Source organism: Pseudonocardia sp. ICBG601, from assembly GCF_020496245.1.
Window position 1 is genome coordinate 24,057 of sequence record NZ_JAHLJA010000095.1, and the last position, 15,639, is coordinate 39,695.

The 15,639-nt window shown below is 74.7% G+C and carries 18 protein-coding genes; 9 read left to right on the forward strand and 9 right to left on the reverse strand.

Annotation, left to right across the window (positions count from 1 at the left end; all coding sequences use genetic code 11):
* Positions 1-6: 6 nt before the first annotated feature.
* The 4 genes from KPL57_RS25010 to KPL57_RS25025 all read right to left on the reverse strand — a co-directional run bounded on the left by KPL57_RS25010 (position 7) and on the right by KPL57_RS25025 (position 5,314).
* Positions 7-1,041 (reverse strand): PHP domain-containing protein, encoded by a 1,035-nt coding sequence (locus KPL57_RS25010; RefSeq protein ID WP_075307742.1) that lies wholly within the window; start codon positions 1,039-1,041, stop codon positions 7-9.
* 10 nt (positions 1,042-1,051) lie between these two features.
* Positions 1,052-2,635 (reverse strand): CHAD domain-containing protein, encoded by a 1,584-nt coding sequence (locus tag KPL57_RS25015; RefSeq protein WP_226353392.1) that lies wholly within the window; start codon positions 2,633-2,635, stop codon positions 1,052-1,054.
* Between the two features lie 59 nt (positions 2,636-2,694).
* Positions 2,695-4,182, reverse strand: coding sequence for an FAD-binding oxidoreductase (locus KPL57_RS25020; RefSeq protein ID WP_226353393.1), 1,488 nt, complete (start codon positions 4,180-4,182; stop codon positions 2,695-2,697).
* Between the two features lie 178 nt (positions 4,183-4,360).
* Positions 4,361-5,314 carry an NAD(P)/FAD-dependent oxidoreductase gene (locus KPL57_RS25025; protein ID WP_305080513.1) on the reverse strand — a complete coding sequence of 318 codons (954 nt, stop codon included), beginning with the start codon at positions 5,312-5,314 and terminating at the stop codon, positions 4,361-4,363.
* A gap of 74 nt (positions 5,315-5,388) precedes the next feature.
* On the opposite strand from KPL57_RS25025, the gene KPL57_RS25035 reads away from it, so the two are divergent.
* On the forward strand, positions 5,389-6,000 hold the full coding sequence (locus KPL57_RS25035; RefSeq protein ID WP_226353394.1) for an MSMEG_1061 family FMN-dependent PPOX-type flavoprotein: 612 nt from the start codon (positions 5,389-5,391) through the stop codon (positions 5,998-6,000).
* Here the strand turns inward: KPL57_RS25035 and KPL57_RS25040 are convergent.
* Positions 5,987-6,958, reverse strand: coding sequence for an o-succinylbenzoate synthase (locus KPL57_RS25040; RefSeq protein ID WP_226353395.1), 972 nt, complete (start codon positions 6,956-6,958; stop codon positions 5,987-5,989). The two genes, KPL57_RS25035 and KPL57_RS25040, sit on opposite strands and share 14 nt — an antisense overlap.
* A gap of 50 nt (positions 6,959-7,008) precedes the next feature.
* Here KPL57_RS25040 and KPL57_RS25045 point away from each other — a divergent pair, with 50 nt between their 5' ends.
* From KPL57_RS25045 to KPL57_RS25060, 4 genes are read left to right on the forward strand one after another with little or no spacing between them, the layout of a single operon-like run.
* On the forward strand, positions 7,009-7,614 hold the full coding sequence (locus KPL57_RS25045) for a TetR/AcrR family transcriptional regulator (protein ID WP_020626810.1): 606 nt from the start codon (positions 7,009-7,011) through the stop codon (positions 7,612-7,614).
* Between the two features lie 26 nt (positions 7,615-7,640).
* On the forward strand, positions 7,641-8,402 hold the full coding sequence (locus KPL57_RS25050) for a siderophore-interacting protein (protein ID WP_226353396.1): 762 nt from the start codon (positions 7,641-7,643) through the stop codon (positions 8,400-8,402).
* Between the two features lie 52 nt (positions 8,403-8,454).
* Positions 8,455-9,195: a response regulator transcription factor gene (locus KPL57_RS25055; protein ID WP_060711037.1), complete on the forward strand. Its 741-nt coding sequence runs from the start codon at positions 8,455-8,457 to the stop codon at positions 9,193-9,195.
* A gap of 4 nt (positions 9,196-9,199) precedes the next feature.
* Complete coding sequence (locus KPL57_RS25060) at positions 9,200-10,540, forward strand: cell wall metabolism sensor histidine kinase WalK (RefSeq protein WP_226353397.1); 1,341 nt, start codon at positions 9,200-9,202, stop codon at positions 10,538-10,540.
* Here the strand turns inward: KPL57_RS25060 and KPL57_RS25065 are convergent.
* From KPL57_RS25065 to KPL57_RS25075, 3 genes are all read right to left on the reverse strand, one after another.
* The gene (locus KPL57_RS25065) at positions 10,526-11,332 is read right to left on the reverse strand and encodes a MerR family transcriptional regulator (protein ID WP_226353398.1); all 807 of its coding nucleotides are present in this window, start codon (positions 11,330-11,332) and stop codon (positions 10,526-10,528) included. The two genes, KPL57_RS25060 and KPL57_RS25065, sit on opposite strands and share 15 nt — an antisense overlap.
* Positions 11,333-11,715: 383 nt before the next feature.
* Complete coding sequence (gene speG, locus KPL57_RS25070) at positions 11,716-12,255, reverse strand: spermidine N1-acetyltransferase (RefSeq protein ID WP_020626815.1); 540 nt, start codon at positions 12,253-12,255, stop codon at positions 11,716-11,718.
* A gap of 63 nt (positions 12,256-12,318) precedes the next feature.
* Entirely contained in the window at positions 12,319-12,519 is a 201-nt protein-coding gene (locus tag KPL57_RS25075) for a hypothetical protein (protein ID WP_143510313.1), read from the reverse strand.
* 163 nt (positions 12,520-12,682) lie between these two features.
* Between KPL57_RS25075 and KPL57_RS25080 the strand changes: the two genes are divergently transcribed.
* From KPL57_RS25080 to KPL57_RS25095, 4 genes are all read left to right on the forward strand, one after another.
* Positions 12,683-12,970 (forward strand): hypothetical protein, encoded by a 288-nt coding sequence (locus KPL57_RS25080; RefSeq protein WP_226353399.1) that lies wholly within the window; start codon positions 12,683-12,685, stop codon positions 12,968-12,970.
* 105 nt (positions 12,971-13,075) lie between these two features.
* Entirely contained in the window at positions 13,076-14,299 is a 1,224-nt protein-coding gene (locus KPL57_RS25085) for an ISAs1 family transposase (RefSeq protein WP_226350739.1), read from the forward strand.
* A gap of 5 nt (positions 14,300-14,304) precedes the next feature.
* A complete protein-coding gene (locus KPL57_RS25090) occupies positions 14,305-14,457 on the forward strand; it encodes a thioredoxin domain-containing protein (protein ID WP_226353400.1) in 153 nt (50 codons plus the stop codon).
* A gap of 88 nt (positions 14,458-14,545) precedes the next feature.
* The gene (locus tag KPL57_RS25095) at positions 14,546-15,196 is read left to right on the forward strand and encodes a TetR/AcrR family transcriptional regulator (protein WP_226353401.1); all 651 of its coding nucleotides are present in this window, start codon (positions 14,546-14,548) and stop codon (positions 15,194-15,196) included.
* Positions 15,197-15,301: 105 nt separating this feature from the next.
* Here KPL57_RS25095 and KPL57_RS25100 read toward each other — a convergent pair.
* Positions 15,302-15,639, reverse strand: a 338-nt coding sequence (locus tag KPL57_RS25100) for a cholesterol oxidase substrate-binding domain-containing protein (protein ID WP_226353402.1), incomplete at its 5' end; no start/stop codon positions are given.

Below are 15,639 nucleotides of genomic sequence, written 5' to 3' on the forward strand. Positions count from 1 at the left end.
ACGGGCTCAGCGGCGCAGCAGGCCGGCCCGGTCGCGGGTGTTGCGGATCCGCTCCGGGTCCACCCCGCAGGCGACGGCGCGGGCGCAGCCGTGGTCGAGCCAGTCGAGCTGCCCGGGGGCGTGCGCGTCGGTGTCGATCGTGAACTCGCACCCCGCCTCGACGGCCAGGCGCAGCAGCCGCTTCGGCGGGTCCAGGCGTTCCGGCCGGGAGTTGATCTCGACCGCGACCCCGTTCGCGGCGCAGGCGGCGAACACCGCGGGCGCGTCGAACTCCGACTCCGGGCGCTTCCGGCGGCCGGTGACCATCCGCCCGGTGCAGTGCCCGAGCACGTCGACGTGCGGGTTCGCGACGGCGGTGAGCATCCGCTCGGTCATCTCGTCGCGGGGCATCCGCAGCTTCGAGTGCACGCTGGCCACCACCACGTCGAGCGAGGCGAGCAGGTCCTCGGACTGGTCGAGGGCGCCGTCGTCGAGGATGTCCACCTCGATGCCGGTGAGCACCCGGAAGTCCGACCCGGACGCGGCGATCCGCTCGTCGAGCTCCGCGATCTGCTCGACCTGGCGGCGCAGCCGGTCCGCCGACAGCCCGTTGGCGACGGTCAGGCGCGGCGAGTGGTCGGTGATCACGAGGTAGTCGTGGCCCAGCCCGATCGCGGTCTCGGCCATCTCGGCGAGCGGGGAGCCGCCGTCGGAGGCGTCGGTGTGGCTGTGGCAGTCCCCGCGCAGGGACTCCCGCAGCCGCAGCGCCGCCTCCGCCAGGGGGATCCCGGTGGCGTCGGCGCGGGCGACGGCGTCCTCCAGCCGTCGCAGGTAGACCGGCTCCTCCCCGGCGACCGACTCCCCCACGCAGCGCGCGGTCACCTCGCCGACGCCCTTGAGGTCGGTCAGGCCGCCCGCGGCGTGCAGCCGGGCCAGCTCCTCGGCGCTGCGGCCGCGCAGGGCGGCGGCCGCGGTGCGGAACGCGCGGACCCGGTAGGTCGACTCCTGCGCGCGTTCGAGCAGGAACGCGATCCGGCGCAGGTCGGCGACGGCGTCTCTCACGCCGCGCAGGCTAGCGGCGCATCCACCGGCGGGCGCGCCGCGTCCACGCCGTCTCCCACACCGTGGGCAGCCTGCGCTCGAGGTCGAGCATGGTCGCGGTGTCCCGGCCGTGCAGCACACCGAAGGTGAACCCGTTGCCGTGCTCCGCACCGGCGCGGGCCCCGAGGGTCCGCAGGGTCTCGCGGGAGACGACGGCGTCCTGGTGCTCGCCGAGCACGTCGGAGACCTTCTTGAGCCGCTTCGCGAACGCCCGCGCCTCCTTCCCGACACTGGGCCGGGCGACCTCGGTGACGTAGCGGAGCTGCTTGCCGGTCTTGCGAGCGTCGTGCAGCGACTCGGGGGCGACGTGGCCGGCGTCGAGGTCGGCCAGCGCCCGCTCCATCCGCCGCTCCAGCTTGCGGGCCGTGCGCCCCACCATCGCCGGGACGACCGTCGCGGCGGGCCTGCGGGCCCGGCGCGACAACGGCGGGTCGGCGAGCAGCCGGCGCAGGGCGCCCTGCAGCGCGGCGTAGCGCTCGCCGTCGACGACCTCCAGCACGGCGGCCCCGGTCTCGGCGCGGGTGCGGGCGAAGTGCCGGGTGACCGCGGCCTGCACCGGGCCCAGCAGCAGCTCGGGCTCCAGCGCGGCCAGCCGGGCGGTCAGGCGCTCCTCCTGCACCTCGGCGTCGCGCTCCCCGGCCAGCGCCCGGCCGAGCCAGCGCAGCTCGCCGACGAGGTGCCCGACCCGCGGCCCCTCCAGGAGCCCGCCGAAGGTGCGCAGCGCGCTGCGGAGCCGGCGGGCGGCGATGCGCATCTGGTGGACGGCGTCGGGCCGGTCGGCGCGCAGGTCGGCCTCGCGGGCGGCCAGGGTGTCGACCTGGTCGCCGAGGTAGCGCAGGAGCAGTGCCCCGGCGCTGCCCTTCCGGCCGGTGCGGCGCGGCGGTTCTGCGGGCGCGGCGGCGGCGAGCAGCGCGGCGAGCCGGGCGTGCGCGCCGCGTGGGGCACGCACGAGTCCGGTGTCACGCAGCGCCTCGTCCAGCTGCCGGAGCCCGGCGGTGTCGGCCGCCCCCGGCTCCACGACGGCCTCGGTCCAGCTCTCGACGGTCGCGACCTCCCCCAGCAGCGCGACGTCGACCTGCTCGCGGGCCAGCGTGGCGAGGTCCGCCCCGGTCGCGTCGCGCAGTCGGTCGACCTGGCGAGTGACGTGCACCCGGCCGACCGGGACGAGCGGCTCGTCGCCGCGGACCCCGCGGACCAGGGCGTCGACACCGTCCGGGACGGCGCGCTCGCCGGTGACGCCCTCGACCTCGCTCGCGGGCAGCGGCACGCGCAGCGGCTCGTCGGCGTCGGGCAGGCGCAGCACCCAGGTCGTGGACGGCGGCACCGCCGACGCGCGGTCGGGCACGGTGTGTTCGACGACGAGCTCGATGCCCGCGGCGACCAGCCGCAGGTCCGCGGTGTCGACCCGTTCCACCTCACGGACCTCGGCCTCGACCACCGGCACGACCTCGGCGACCCCGGCGACGCCGATCAGGCGCGGCGCACCGGTGTGCGACGGACCGCGGTAGGTCAGCGCGAGGGCGGAGGGGACGAGGGCCGGGTCGATGGTGCTCATCGAAGAGTGTTCCCGCTCTCCCGGCGACCACGCGCGGCCATCCGGGCGACACGCGCGGTTCAGACCGCCTTGCCCGGGTTCAGGATGCCGTCCGGGTCGAGCGCGGCCTTCACCGAGCGCTGCAGGGCCAGCACCCCGGGGCCCAGCTCGCGTTCCATGCCGTCGCGCTTGAGCAGGCCGACGCCGTGCTCCCCGGTGACCGTCCCACCCAGTTCGACGGCCGCGTCGATGATCTCGTCGAACGCGGCGCGGGTGCGGTCCCGGGCGTCCGGGTCGTCGTGCGGGGTGAGCATCAGCGGGTGCAGGTTCCCGTCGCCGGCGTGCGCGACGGTCGCGATCCGGACCGCGTGGCGGCGGCCGATGTCCTCGATCCGGGCGAGCATCTCCGCCATCCGGGGGCGGGGGACGCAGACGTCCTCGGTCAGCATGCCCATCCCGAGCTGCTCCAGCGCCGGGTAGGCCATCCGGCGGGCGGCGAACAGCGCCTCGGACTCGGTCGCGTCGGTCGCGGCCATCGCCTCGGTCGCGCCGTGCTGCTCGAAGGCCGCGAGGATCGCGTCGGCCTCGGCGGTCGCGGCGGGCTCGGGCAGGTCGGTCTGGGCGAGCAGCAGCGCGGCGGCCCCCTCGGGCAGCCCGGCGTTGCGCCAGGCGTTGACCGCGGCCAGGCACTCCCGGTCGACCAGCTCGAACACCGCGGGCTGCAGCCCCTGCTCGGTGACGGCGGCGACTGCGGCCCCGCAGTCGGCGAGGGAGTCGAAGAACCCGACGACGGTGCGCGGCGCGGCCGGGCGGGCCGGGCGCAGCTTCACGGTGATCTCGGTGATGATCCCGAGCGTCCCCTCCGAGCCGACCATCAGCCCGGCCAGGTCGTAGCCGACGACGCCCTTCGCGGTGCGCCGCCCGACCCGCACGACCTCACCGGTGGCGGTGACGACCTCCAGGGCGAGCACGTAGTCGCGGGTGACGCCGTACTTGACGCAGCACAGCCCGCCCGCGTTGGTCGCGACGTTGCCGCCGATCGTCGACCAGGGCGCCGACGCCGGGTCCGGCGGGTACCAGAGGCCCCGCTCCGCGCAGGCGGCGCGCAGGTCGTCGTTGACCACCCCCGGTTCGACGACGGCGAGCCGCTCCCCCGCCGAGATCTCCCGGATCGCGGTCATCCGTTCCAGGCTGACCAGCACACAGCCGTCGACGGCGTTCGCCCCGCCGGACAGCCCGGTGCCCGCGCCCCGCGCGACGACCGGCACCCGGTGCGCGGCGCAGGCCCGCACGGTCGCGGCGACGTCGGCGGTGGTCCGCGCCCGCACCACGCACAGCGGCGTGCCGTACTCGGCCCACTCGGCCTCGTCGTGCACGTAGGGACGCACGACGTCGGGGTCGGTCAGGATCCGGTCGGCGTCGAGCGCGGCCGCCAGCTCGGCGAGCACCGCGCGCCCCGCGGCGTCCGGGCCGGAGGCGTCCAGCTCCACGGGCGCGGTGGACCCGCCGAAGGGCCGCCCCTCCGGCGCGACGACGACGGGGGCGGCGGCGGTGACGCGGTCGGGCATGACCCGACGGTAGGTCGCCGCCGCCCACGCGGCCAGGGCCCGCCACTACCCACCCTCCCCGGGACCTGTCGGGGCTCGTCGAAGTTCGTCGAGATGCGGCTCAGGGCTGCCCGCCGCGACAGCCCTGAGCCGCATCTCGGCGACGGGGCGTGGCGGGCCTGGGGCGGTGCGTGCGGGTTCAGCGGCCCAGGCGCCCCGCGAGCTCCCCCGCCAGCTCCAGCCCGGACAGCCAGGCCGTCTGCACCCGGGACCGGCCCCAGCCGTCCCCGGCCAGGGCGACGCCGTCGTCGCCGAGGTGGAAGGTCTGCTCGCGCTGCGCGGCGGGGGCGGCGAAGCGCCAGCGGTGCACGTGCGTCCACTCCGGCGCGGCGGTGATGCCCAGCAGCTCACGGACGGCGGCGGTCATCGCGGGCACCGCGGCGGCGGGATCGGCGTCGTGGGCGCGCGCGAGGTCACCGGTGGAGTGCGCGACGAGCACCGGCGCGTCGTCGCCGCGGCGGTCGCCGTCGTCGGCGACGAGGGACAGGACGGGGTGGTCGTTGACGAACGCCGCGGGCAGCCGCGGCCAGTCCCGGCCGGCGAACCCGGCGGTCAGGGCGAGCACCGGGTTCCACGCCCGCCCGGCGACGGCGGCGCCCGCGGGGGTGTCCGGGTCGAGCAGCCGGGCGGCCTGCGGGTCGGGCATAGCCAGGACGACGGCGTCGACGCGCTCGCCGTCGACGGTCGGGCCGTCCGGGCCGGGGCGGACCCGCTCGACGGCCCGGCCGGTACGGACGTCCAGGCCGCGGGCGGTGTCGGTGACCAGCGACCGCAGCCCGGCCGGTGCCGCGAACCGCAGCGGGCCGGGGCTGTCCGGGCCCCGGGTGGCGCCGTCGAACACCGCGAGGGTGTCGGTCCACCCGCGGACCAGGCCGTCGTCGCGCCAGCGTCGGACGCGGTCGTCGAACCGGTCGTCGGAGACGGTGAAGTAGGCGGCACCGATGTCGGCGGGACGGTCCCCGTGGCGGTGCACCGCCAGCCGTCCTCCGACCTCGGGGGACCGCTCGTACACCGTCACGTCGACACCGCGGGCCGCCAGCTCCGCGGCGCAGGTCACCCCGGCGATGCCGGCCCCGATCACGATCACGCCCATCCCCGGGACCCTAGGCGGGGGTCGCCAGTGAAGCATGTTCACGGTTAGGGTGACCTAAGAGCGAAGGGGATGCGATGGAACACGTGACCGACGAGGCTAGACTCCGCGAGATCATCGGCGCGGTGCCCGCGTTCATCCGGGACAAGGCGCGTGAGCGCATCGACCCGGTGACCGCGGAGTTCCTGGCGGCGTCGCCGTTCTTCCTGCTGGCGACGGCCGGGCCGGACGGCGTCGACGTCTCACCCCGGGGCGACCCGGCGGGCTGCCTGCTGGTGCTCGACGAGCACACGGTCGCCTTCGCCGACCGCAAGGGGAACCGCAGGCTCGACTCGATGCGCAACATCCTGCACGACCCGCGGGTCGGGATGATCGTCGTCGTGCCGGGGTCGAACGACACCGTGCGGATCAACGGACGGGCCCGGATCGTGTACCGGCCGGACTTCGCCGAGCGGCTCACCGTGAAGGGCTCGACGCCCGAGCTGGCGATCGTCGTCGAGGTCGACGAGCTGTTCCTGCACTGTGCGAAGGCGTCCCTGCGCTCGTCGCTGTGGGACACCGCGACCTGGCCGGACCGGGACACGGTGCCCAGCGCCGGGAAGCTGGTGAAGGGCCAGTACCGGATGCCCGGTCCGGCGCGGGTGATCGACGCGGCCATGCGCCGCGACAGCCGGGTCAACCAGTACTGACCCGGTCGGCCCCGGCCGCGGCGTCGAGCAGCGTGGCGACGCGGTCGTGCCGGTCGCGCCACCAGGCGGCGCGGTCGGCAGTGGCCGCGACCCCGGCCCGGTGCACCGGCTCGGGCGCGACCCGCGGCACGGGCAGGAACCCCCGCTCGGGGACGAGAGGCTCGGCGACGACGTCGGCGGCCAGCAGCGAGACCGTCCCGAGCCCGCAGGCGTGGTGCAGCTCCGGCAGCGCCCCGGCCAGCGCGAGCCCGGCGGCGAGACCGACGCTCGACTCCACCGCCGAGGACACCACGACCGGCAGCCCGACCTCCTCGGCGATCCGCAGGGCCCGGCGCACCCCGCCCAGCGGCGACACCTTCAGCACGACGACGTCGGCCGCTCCGGCCCGCACCACCCGCATCGGGTCCTCGGCGCGGCGGATCGACTCGTCCGCGGCGATCGGCACGTCCACCGCCCGGCGGACGGCGGCGAGGTCGTCGACCTCCCAGCAGGGCTGCTCGACGTACTCCAGGCCCCCGGCGGCCCGGTCGAGCTCGCCGATCGCGGCGACGGCCGTCGCGACGTCCCAGGCAGCGTTGGCGTCCACCCGGACCAGCCCGGCGGGGCCGAGCGCGTCGCGGACGGCAGCGACGCGCTCGAGGTCCTCGGACAGCGGGGCGCCCGGTTCGGCGACCTTGACCTTCGCGGTGGCGCAGCCGGAGGCGCGCACGATCCGCTGGGCCTGCTCGGGCCCGACGGCGGGCACGGTGCAGTTGACCGGCACCCGGTCGCGCACCGGTTCCGGCCAGCCCGTCCCGGCCGCCTCGCGAGCCGCGGCCAGCCACGCGACAGCCTCGCGGTCGTCGTACTCGGGGAAGGGACAGAACTCGCCCCAGCCGGCCGGGCCGGACAGCAGCAGGCCCTCGCGCACGGTGATCCCGCGGAACCGGGTGGTCATCGGCAGGGAGTAGACGTCCATTCCCGCTCACTTCCTACCGTCAGTAACTTACTGAGGGTAAAGTCTCCGGCGTGACCGCGCAGACCGTACCCGGCCCCCGCCGCCGCGTGCCCAGGGCGGAACGCGAGCGCCAGATCGTCGACGCGGCCGTCGCCGTCTTCGGGGAGCGGGGCTACGCCGAGGTCTCGATGGAGCAGGTCGCGGAGCGGGTGGGTGTCACCAAGCCTGTGCTCTACACCCACTTCGGGTCCAAGGAGGGCCTGCTGCTGGCCGCGATCGCGCGGGCCCGGGCCGAGCTGCTCGACGTCGTCGCGCAGGCGGCGGGGGCCGCGGACTCGCCGGAGGCGATGCTGCGGGGCGGGACGCTGGCCTTCTTCCACTACCTGGACCGGCGGGCTCCGGCCTGGCAGCTGTTCTGCTCCGAGGCCGGGGTCACCGACACCGCGCTGGAGGAGATCCGCGCCCAGCAGACCGACTTCATCGCCGCCCTGCTCGCCGCGCAGGTCCCCGGCACCGAGCCGACCCGGCTGACCGGCTGGGCGCAGGTGATCGTCGGGGCCTGCGAGCGGCTCGCCGTCTGGCGAGGCCAGGACGAGGCGGTCACCGCGGACCAGGCCACCGAGTACCTGATGGACCTGGTCTGGACCGGCCTGGCGGGCCTCGGCGACCGGACCTGAGCGCGCGTCCGGGACAATTCCCGGCCATGAGCACGACCGCACCACGCCTGCTGCAGGTGGCCCGCACCGAGCGGGTCACCCCTCGCATGGTCCGGGTGACCCTGACCGGCGAGGAGCTGGCCGGGTTCCCCGGGCACGGCCCGGACCGCCGGATCAAGATGTTCTTCCCGGTCGAGGGCCAGGAACGACCCGCCGTGCCGCGCGCCTCGACCGGCGGCCCGGTATGGCCCGCCGGGGAGGCCCGCCCCGCGATCCGCACCTACACGGTGCGCCGCTTCGCCCCCGACGCCGGCGGCCACGGTGAGCTCGACGTCGACTTCGTCGTCCACGCCGGGCACGGGCCGGCCGCCGCCTGGGCCGTGTCGGCCGCCCCCGGGGACTGGGTCGGGGTGTCCGAGCCCGGCGGGCGCTGGGAGCCGGACCCGGCCGCCGCGCACCACCTCGTGATCGGCGACGAGTCCGCCCTGCCCGCCATCGCGACCGTGTGCGAGACCCTCGCCGAGGCGGCCCCCGGGGTGCCGGTCCGGGTCGTCGCCGAGGTCGCCGACGCCGGCGAGGAGCAGACCCTGCCCGGCGACGTCGCCGTCACCTGGGTGCACCGCGGCGCCGCCCCGGCGGGTGAGCCGCTGGTCTCGGCGGTGCGGGCCGCCGAGCTGCCCGACGGCCGCGGCCAGGCGTGGCTGTCCGGGGAGTCCGCCGCGGTGAAGGAGCTGCGCGCGCACCTGCTCGACGAACGGGGGTTCGACCGGCGCGCCGTCTACGCCACGGGGTACTGGCGCGCGCGGTGAACCGACAGCGGACACACAGCCGTCGCACAGGTCCGTGCGGTGTGCTCCTAGCATGACCGAGGTGATGGACCGGGACGCCGACCCGCTGCGCCGCGCCGACGGCGGCCCGATCCGGGTGCTCGTCGTGGACGACGAGCCCACGTTGTCGGACCTGCTCTCGATGGCCCTGCGCTACGAGGGCTGGGAGGTCCGCGCCGCCGCCGACGGGATGTCCGCGGTGCGCCACGCCCGCGACTTCCGCCCGGACGCGATCGTGCTCGACGTGATGCTGCCCGACGTCGACGGCTTCGAGGTGCTGCGCCGGGTCCGCGCCGACACCCCCGAGGTGCCGGTGCTGTTCCTGACCGCGCGCGACGCCGTCGAGGACCGGGTCGCCGGCCTCACCGCGGGTGGCGACGACTACGTCACCAAGCCGTTCTCGCTGGAGGAGCTGGTCGCACGGCTGCGCGGGCTGCTGCGTCGCGCGGGGATGGCCGCCGCCCAGCGCTCCTCGGAGCTGGTGGTGGGCGACCTGGTGCTCGACGAGGACGCGCACGAGGTGTCCCGCGCCGGCGAGCCGGTGGAGCTGACCGCGACGGAGTTCGAGCTGCTGCGCTACCTCATGCGCAACCCCCGCCGGGTGCTGTCGAAGGCCCAGATCCTCGACCGGGTGTGGAACTACGACTTCGGCGGCCAGTCCAACGTGGTCGAGCTCTACGTCTCCTACCTGCGCAAGAAGATCGACGCCGGTCGCCGGCCGATGATCCACACGGTGCGCGGCGCGGGCTACGTGCTGCGGCCTGCCGCGGACTGACCCGATGGTCGTCACCCGCGTCTCCGGCCAGGTCCGCTCGCTGCGGGCCCGGCTCGTCGGCACGGTGCTGCTGCTGTTCACGGTGGCGTGCGTGGCGATCGGCGTCGCGACGACCCTCTCGCTCGACCGCTACCTGTCCACCCGGCAGGACCGCGAACTGTCGTTCTCCCTGGAGGGCTTCGTCGCCCAGCAGACCGGGCGCGCCCCCGGCCGGCTCACCCACGACGACGGCACCCCCACGCCGGGCGGCCAGGGCGGGGGCCCGCCCGGGGGGATGTTCCTCGGCCCGGGCCCCGGCACGAACGCGATCGGGGCGGTGCTGGACGACGGCCGCGTCGTGAGCGCCCGCCTGGCCCAGCGGGGCGGGACCACCACCGCCGTCCCCGAGGCCGACCTGGCCGCGCTGCGCTCGGTGCCCGCCGACACCACCGCCCGCGACGTGACGCTGTCGCTGGGCGACTACCGGGCGATCGGCTGGACCGAGGGGACGACGACCTACCTGATCGCACAGCCGGACAACGCCGGTGCCACCGTGAGCAGGCTCGTCGTCATCGAGCTCGTCGTGCTGGGCGGGGCCGTGGTGCTCACGGGCAGCGCGGCGGCCGTGCTGGTGCGGCGCGCGCTGCGCCCGCTCGAACGCGTCGCCGGCGTCGCCGCACAGGTCGGGAACCTGCCGCTGGACCGGGGCGAGGTGCACCTCGCCGCACGCGTCCCCGACCCCGACCCGCGCACCGAGGTCGGGCAGGTCGGCACCGCGCTCAACCACATGCTCGACAACGTCGAGGGAGCACTCGCCGCCCGCCAGGAGTCCGAGACGCGGCTGCGTCGTTTCGTCGCCGACGCCAGCCATGAGCTGCGCACCCCGCTGACGGCGATCCGCGGCTACGCCGAGCTGTCGCGCCGCGAGCGCGAGCCGGTCCCGGAGCGGACCACCCACGTGGCGGGCCGCGACCACCGCTGGTTCCCGCAGCTGCCCGACGAGCCGGTCACCGTCACCGGCGACGCCCACCGGCTCGCCCAGGTGGTCACCAACCTGTTCGCGAACGCCCGCACCCACACCCCGCCCGGCACGACGGTCACCGTCACCCTCGGCCACCCCGTCCCCGGCCGGGTCCGGCTCCAGGTCGCCGACGACGGCCCCGGCATCGCCCCGGACGTGCTGCCCCGGGTGTTCGAGCGGTTCGCCCGCGGCGCGGAGGGGCGCACCCGCGCCGGGAACGACACCCCCAGCACCGGGCTGGGCCTGGCGATCGTGGCGGCGGTCGTCGCCGCCCACGACGGGACGGTCGGGGTCGACAGCGCCCCCGGCCGGACGGTGTTCACCGTCGAGCTACCGGTCCGCTGACGGTTCGGCTGCCTCGGAGTCGGCTTCGGGGTCGGCTCGCGGGTCGGACGGGGCGAGGTCGATGGACAGCCGGCGGATGAAGTCGTCCATCGCCTGCTGCATCGTCTGGCGGAAGGCACCGAGCAGGGACTGGGTGGCGACCGGCTGCAGGGCCTCGACCGCCGTGCGCAGGTCCGCGACGCCGTGCCGGGGCAGCCCGGCCGCGACGTGCGCCGCCCAGACCTGCTCGCGGAACAGCTCGACGAAGATCTCGGCGATCTCCCGGGTGCGGGTCAGCAGCTCCTCGCCGACCTGCTGCACCGCCTCCGGGGCCAGCCCGAGCGCGACGGCGTGCGCCCCGGACCGGACCATCGACGGGTTGAGCACGCGCAGCCGACCCGGGCCGGTGCGCTCGATCAGCCCGGACGCGGCCAGCCGCTCGACGAACTCCGGGGACGTCCGGGCGCCGGCCCACTCGGCCAGGTCCTCCTCGGCGAGCTCGACCGCCTCCTCCGGCTGCCACGGCGCGAGCATGCCGCGGTAGAGGCGCAGCGCCTCCTCCGCGCTGCTGGAGGGGGTCTGGTTGATCAGCACGCCGATCGCGGCGAGGGAGAACCCGCGCCGCCGCAGCCCGGCGATCAGCTCCAGCCGGGCCAGGTGGACCGGGCCGTACCAGGCGGTGCGCCCGCGCATCTCCCCCGGCTGCAGCAGGCCGCGGGACAGGTGGGCGCGCACGTTGCGGACGGTCATACCGGCACGTGCGGCGAGCGTGTCGATCGGGAACTCGTCCCCGGCCGTCGGGGTTCCGGACATCGGGGCAGATCCTACTCGCGACGGCCGGGCGCGCACGGTGACGACGAGCGGACCGTAACCACCCCGTGACCCACCGCGACGACGGTCGCGGGCACTCGCCGACGATCAACGATGTCATCGGTCGGCCGGTCCGCACCGCGACATCGGTCCGACACCGGCCAGCACCCGATTCCCGCTGGTCACAGGAGCACCATGGCGAACGTTGACACGAATACGTGTCGAGATAGTAGTGTTCTCGGGTGTCGTCGTCATCAAGGTCGACGCGCCCGACTCCGGTCGCATGCCCGCGGCCGGTGCACGCCGGGCCGGCCGACGGGTCCCCCTCCCTGCCGGCCGGTCCGGTCAGCTCGGTGCGGCCCGTCGACCCGGTGCGGTCCGTCGACTCACTGCGGCCCGTCGACGGTGCGGCCGAGATGGTCGCGCTGCAGCACCGCCATCCGGTAGGCGTCGTGGTAGCGGCCGCTGGCGAAGTACTCCTCGCGCAGCTCCCCCTCGACAACGAAACCGGTGCGCTCGTAGGCACGCACGGCGCGGGTGTTCTCGATGTCGACGACCAGGTACACCTTGTGCAGGTTCAGCACGCCGAAGGCGTAGTCGAGGGCCCCGGCGGTGGCGCGGGCGGCGAGCCCCCGGCCCTGGAAGGCGGGGGCGACGATGATCTGGAACTCGGCGTTGCGGTGGATGTAGTCGATCTCCACCAGCTCGACCAGACCGGCCCGCTCACCCGCGCAGTCGATGATGAACCGCCGCTCGCGGTTGTCGTGCACGTGCCGGGCGAAGATCTCCTGCAGCTCGACGAGCGACTCGAAGGGCTCCTCGAACCAGTACGACATGATCCCGGAGTCGTTCGACAGCCCGTGGACGAACGGCAGGTCCTCCCGCTCCAGGGCGCGCAGCCGCATCTCGGGGGTGGTCGTGCTCATGGGGGCCTCCGCGGTCGACGGACACCGTGCCCGTCGCCCCGGAAACCTACGAGGCCGGTGCGCTCAGCGTCCGACCCGGGCCCGCTGCGGCGTACACGACGGACAGTCGCGCCACGGCAGGCTGCGCGAGTCGGCGGGGCGGGCCGCGCCGCAGCGGCAGACGCCGGCGATGCCGCCGAACCCGGGCATCGACTTGGTCGGACGTCCCGCACGGACCAGCGTGCGGCCAGAAGCGGACGTGTGCGTGGGCAGGTACAGGCGCATCAGGATCCCCGACGGTGTGTGGTGGAGTTCGGCGACCTGTGGGCCACCGAAGGACACATCGTCTTCACCCTACGAAACATGACGGACATACTCAGTGACCTCTGACACAGATCCCCCCACCGGACCCGACGGCCCGGCGGGTCGCCCTGCCAGACTGCGCCGCATGGCTGGCTCCCCGCTGCTCCAGAACCTCTCCGGCACCGCCCGCACCGCCTACGAGCTGGGAAGCGGCACCGCCCGCGCCGCCGTGGCCCTGACCCGCTCGGGAGTCGTCCGCCCGCTCGGCCCCGGGAAGCTGTACGGGATGGGCCGGGCGCTGGTGCGCTACGGCAACAGCATCACCGCGGCGTTCGCCGTCGGGGCGGCCCGCCACCCGTACCGGCTCGCCGTCGTCGACGACGACGGGGTCACCACCCAGGGCCCCGGCAAAGTCGTGATGGGTGGGGGCTGAGCTGCGGTGACGTGGGGGGTGGGGGTGGGTGCGGACACAGGCTTGGCGTGATCATGAGGGTGTCGAATCCTTGCTCACGTCAGGAAGCCTGTGTCCGCAGTGTCAGTGTCTCCGATCGTTGCTGCTCTGGAAGGCCTGGAGGTCGGTCCTGACGCGGGGAGAGCCGCGCCGGTCGGTGAGGCGGCGGGGTTGTCGCTGGTGGAGGCCCTGTCGCGAGTGCCGGACCCGCGGAAACCACGCGGTGTCCGCCACGGTGTCCTCGCGGTGTTGCTACTGGGGGCGTGCGCGGTGTTGGCGGGGGCCCGGTCGTTCACCGCGATCGCCGAGTACGCCCATGACGTCGGCCGCGCCGTGCTGGACGTGCTCGGGGTGGGCGCGGTCGCTCCGCACGAGTCGACCATCCGCCGGGTCCTGCAACGGGTCGACGCCTCGGCGCTGGAGGCGGCGTTGCAGTCCTGGGTGTTGCCCCAGCTCAGCGCCCAGCCGGCCCCGGAGGGCACACCCCGGCGAGAACAGCGTCGCGTGCTGGCCTTGGACGGCAAGACCCTGCGCGGCGCCCGCGTCCGTGCCGCCGACGGCAGGGTCTGGCTCCCGCATCTGGTGTCGGTGCTCGACCAGACCAGCGGTGGCGTGCTCGGCCAGGTTCAGGTCGCAGAGAAGGGCAGCGAGATCACCGCGTTCACCGCGCTGCTCGACCCCCTCGACCTCGACGATGTACTGGTCACCGCGGACGCTCTGCACACCCAGCGAGCCCACGCCGACTACCTACACCGCCGCGGCGGGCACTACCTGATGACGATCAAAGCGAACCAGCCCACGCTGCTGGCACGGGTACGGGCGCTGCCCTGGACCCAGATCGGCGTCGCTGATCGTCAACGCGGGCGTGGGCACGGCCGCGTCGAGACCCGCACGATCAGCGTGGTCAGCCTGCACCCCTGTCCCGACCTGGGCGCAGAGTTCTTCCCCCACGCATCCCAGGCGATCAAGCTGGTGCGCCGGCGTCGCCCACTGCGGCCTGGCGGGAAGTGGAGAACCGAGACCGCCTACGCGATCACCAGCCTGACCAGCACCGACGCCGATCCAGGACTGCTCGCCCGCTGGATCCGTGGGCACTGGTCGATCGAGAATCGCCTGCACTGGGTCCGTGATGTCTGCTTCGACGAAGACCGCGCCACCGCCCACACCGGTCACGCCCCGCAGGTCATGTCGGCGTTGCGGAACCTCGCGATCACCGCGCTACGCCTGCACGGCGTCAGCAACATCGCCGCAGCACTCCGCCACCACGCCCGCGACCCCCATCGACCACTGACCACCTACAAGATCATCTAGCGACTTTGCCGGGGCCCTGGGTGGAGGCCGGGTTCAACGCGGCCGTGCGTTCCGGGGTCCGCGGCACGCCGACACTGTTCGTGAACGGCGAGCGCTACCGCGGCCAGGTCGGCGTCGCGGAGCTCTCCGCCGCACTGGACCCCGCGCTCACCTCGTAGCGGACGGATCGGTCGGCGTCACCGGCCAGCCGGCGCGCCGGACCGGATCACCTGCGCACGACAGACGCTTGACCTACACGATGTAACCTTGACGAATGGCAGCTGGAGACGATCGGCGGGCGAGGCTCATCCCCAGGACGTCCAGGGCTTCCGTCACGGCCGGGTCCCTCGGGCGGTACGCGCGCAACAGCTCCTGGACTGCGCGGAGGCGTTGTTCGTCGAGCACGGACTGGACGGTGTGTCGGTCGAGGACATCTGCCGGGCGGCCGAGGTGAGCCGACCGGTCTTCTACGACCACTTCGGCTCGCGGACCGGCGCCTACATCGCCTGCGTACGCCGCATCCGGCAGGAGTTCCAGGAGGGACTGCTCGGACTCATGCGCGTGGCGGAGTCGGCCGACCTGGCGACCGTGTTCCGGGTCGCGGGCGAGGCGTTCTTCACCCTCATCGAGCAGGCCCCGCATCGCTGGGCGATGCTCTACCCGGCCATGGGTCTGTCCCGTGAGTCGGCCGACCAGCTGGAGTCCCTGCGCGAGGAGACCGTGCAGACCCTGGTGGTGCTCATCCGGACACGCCTCCCGGAGTTCAGCACGACCGACGCCATGGTGGCCGCGCAGATGATCTCCGGCGGCGGCGAGCAGCTGGGCCGTTGGTGGCTCCGACACCGTGACGAGGCATCTCGCGACGAGGTCATCGACGCCTACCAGCGCTACGCCACCGCCGCACTGCTCGGGATGTGACGCACCGGCCCCCGTCCCGGCCGCACCGACACCGTGTGACCCGCGGGACGCGGACGTGCACGGCGTCCCGCCGCTGCCCGCCGCCGGGTGGTGGAACGGTCCCGCTCAGATTCCGAGCGTGTCGTGCAGGTCCGCGGTGACGACCCGGTGCGGGTCGAACGCCGCGAAGGCGTCGCGCGCGGCGGCCCACCCCGGGAAGACCTGCGGCATCGAACCGATCACCTGGGAGTCGGTCCACGGGCCGCTCGCGGTCGTCGCCCACCGCTTGGCCCACTCCGGTCGCACGGTGGCGTACCCGCGGAACGCCGACCGCACGAACGCCTCCATCTCGGCGAAGAACTCGTACTCGTGCGGAGTACCGGGCAGGCCGAGGGCGTCGAGCAGACGACGGTGTCGCGGTCGGGGTGGCCGGGCACCGGCTGCGATGCCGACAACGCCGGGAC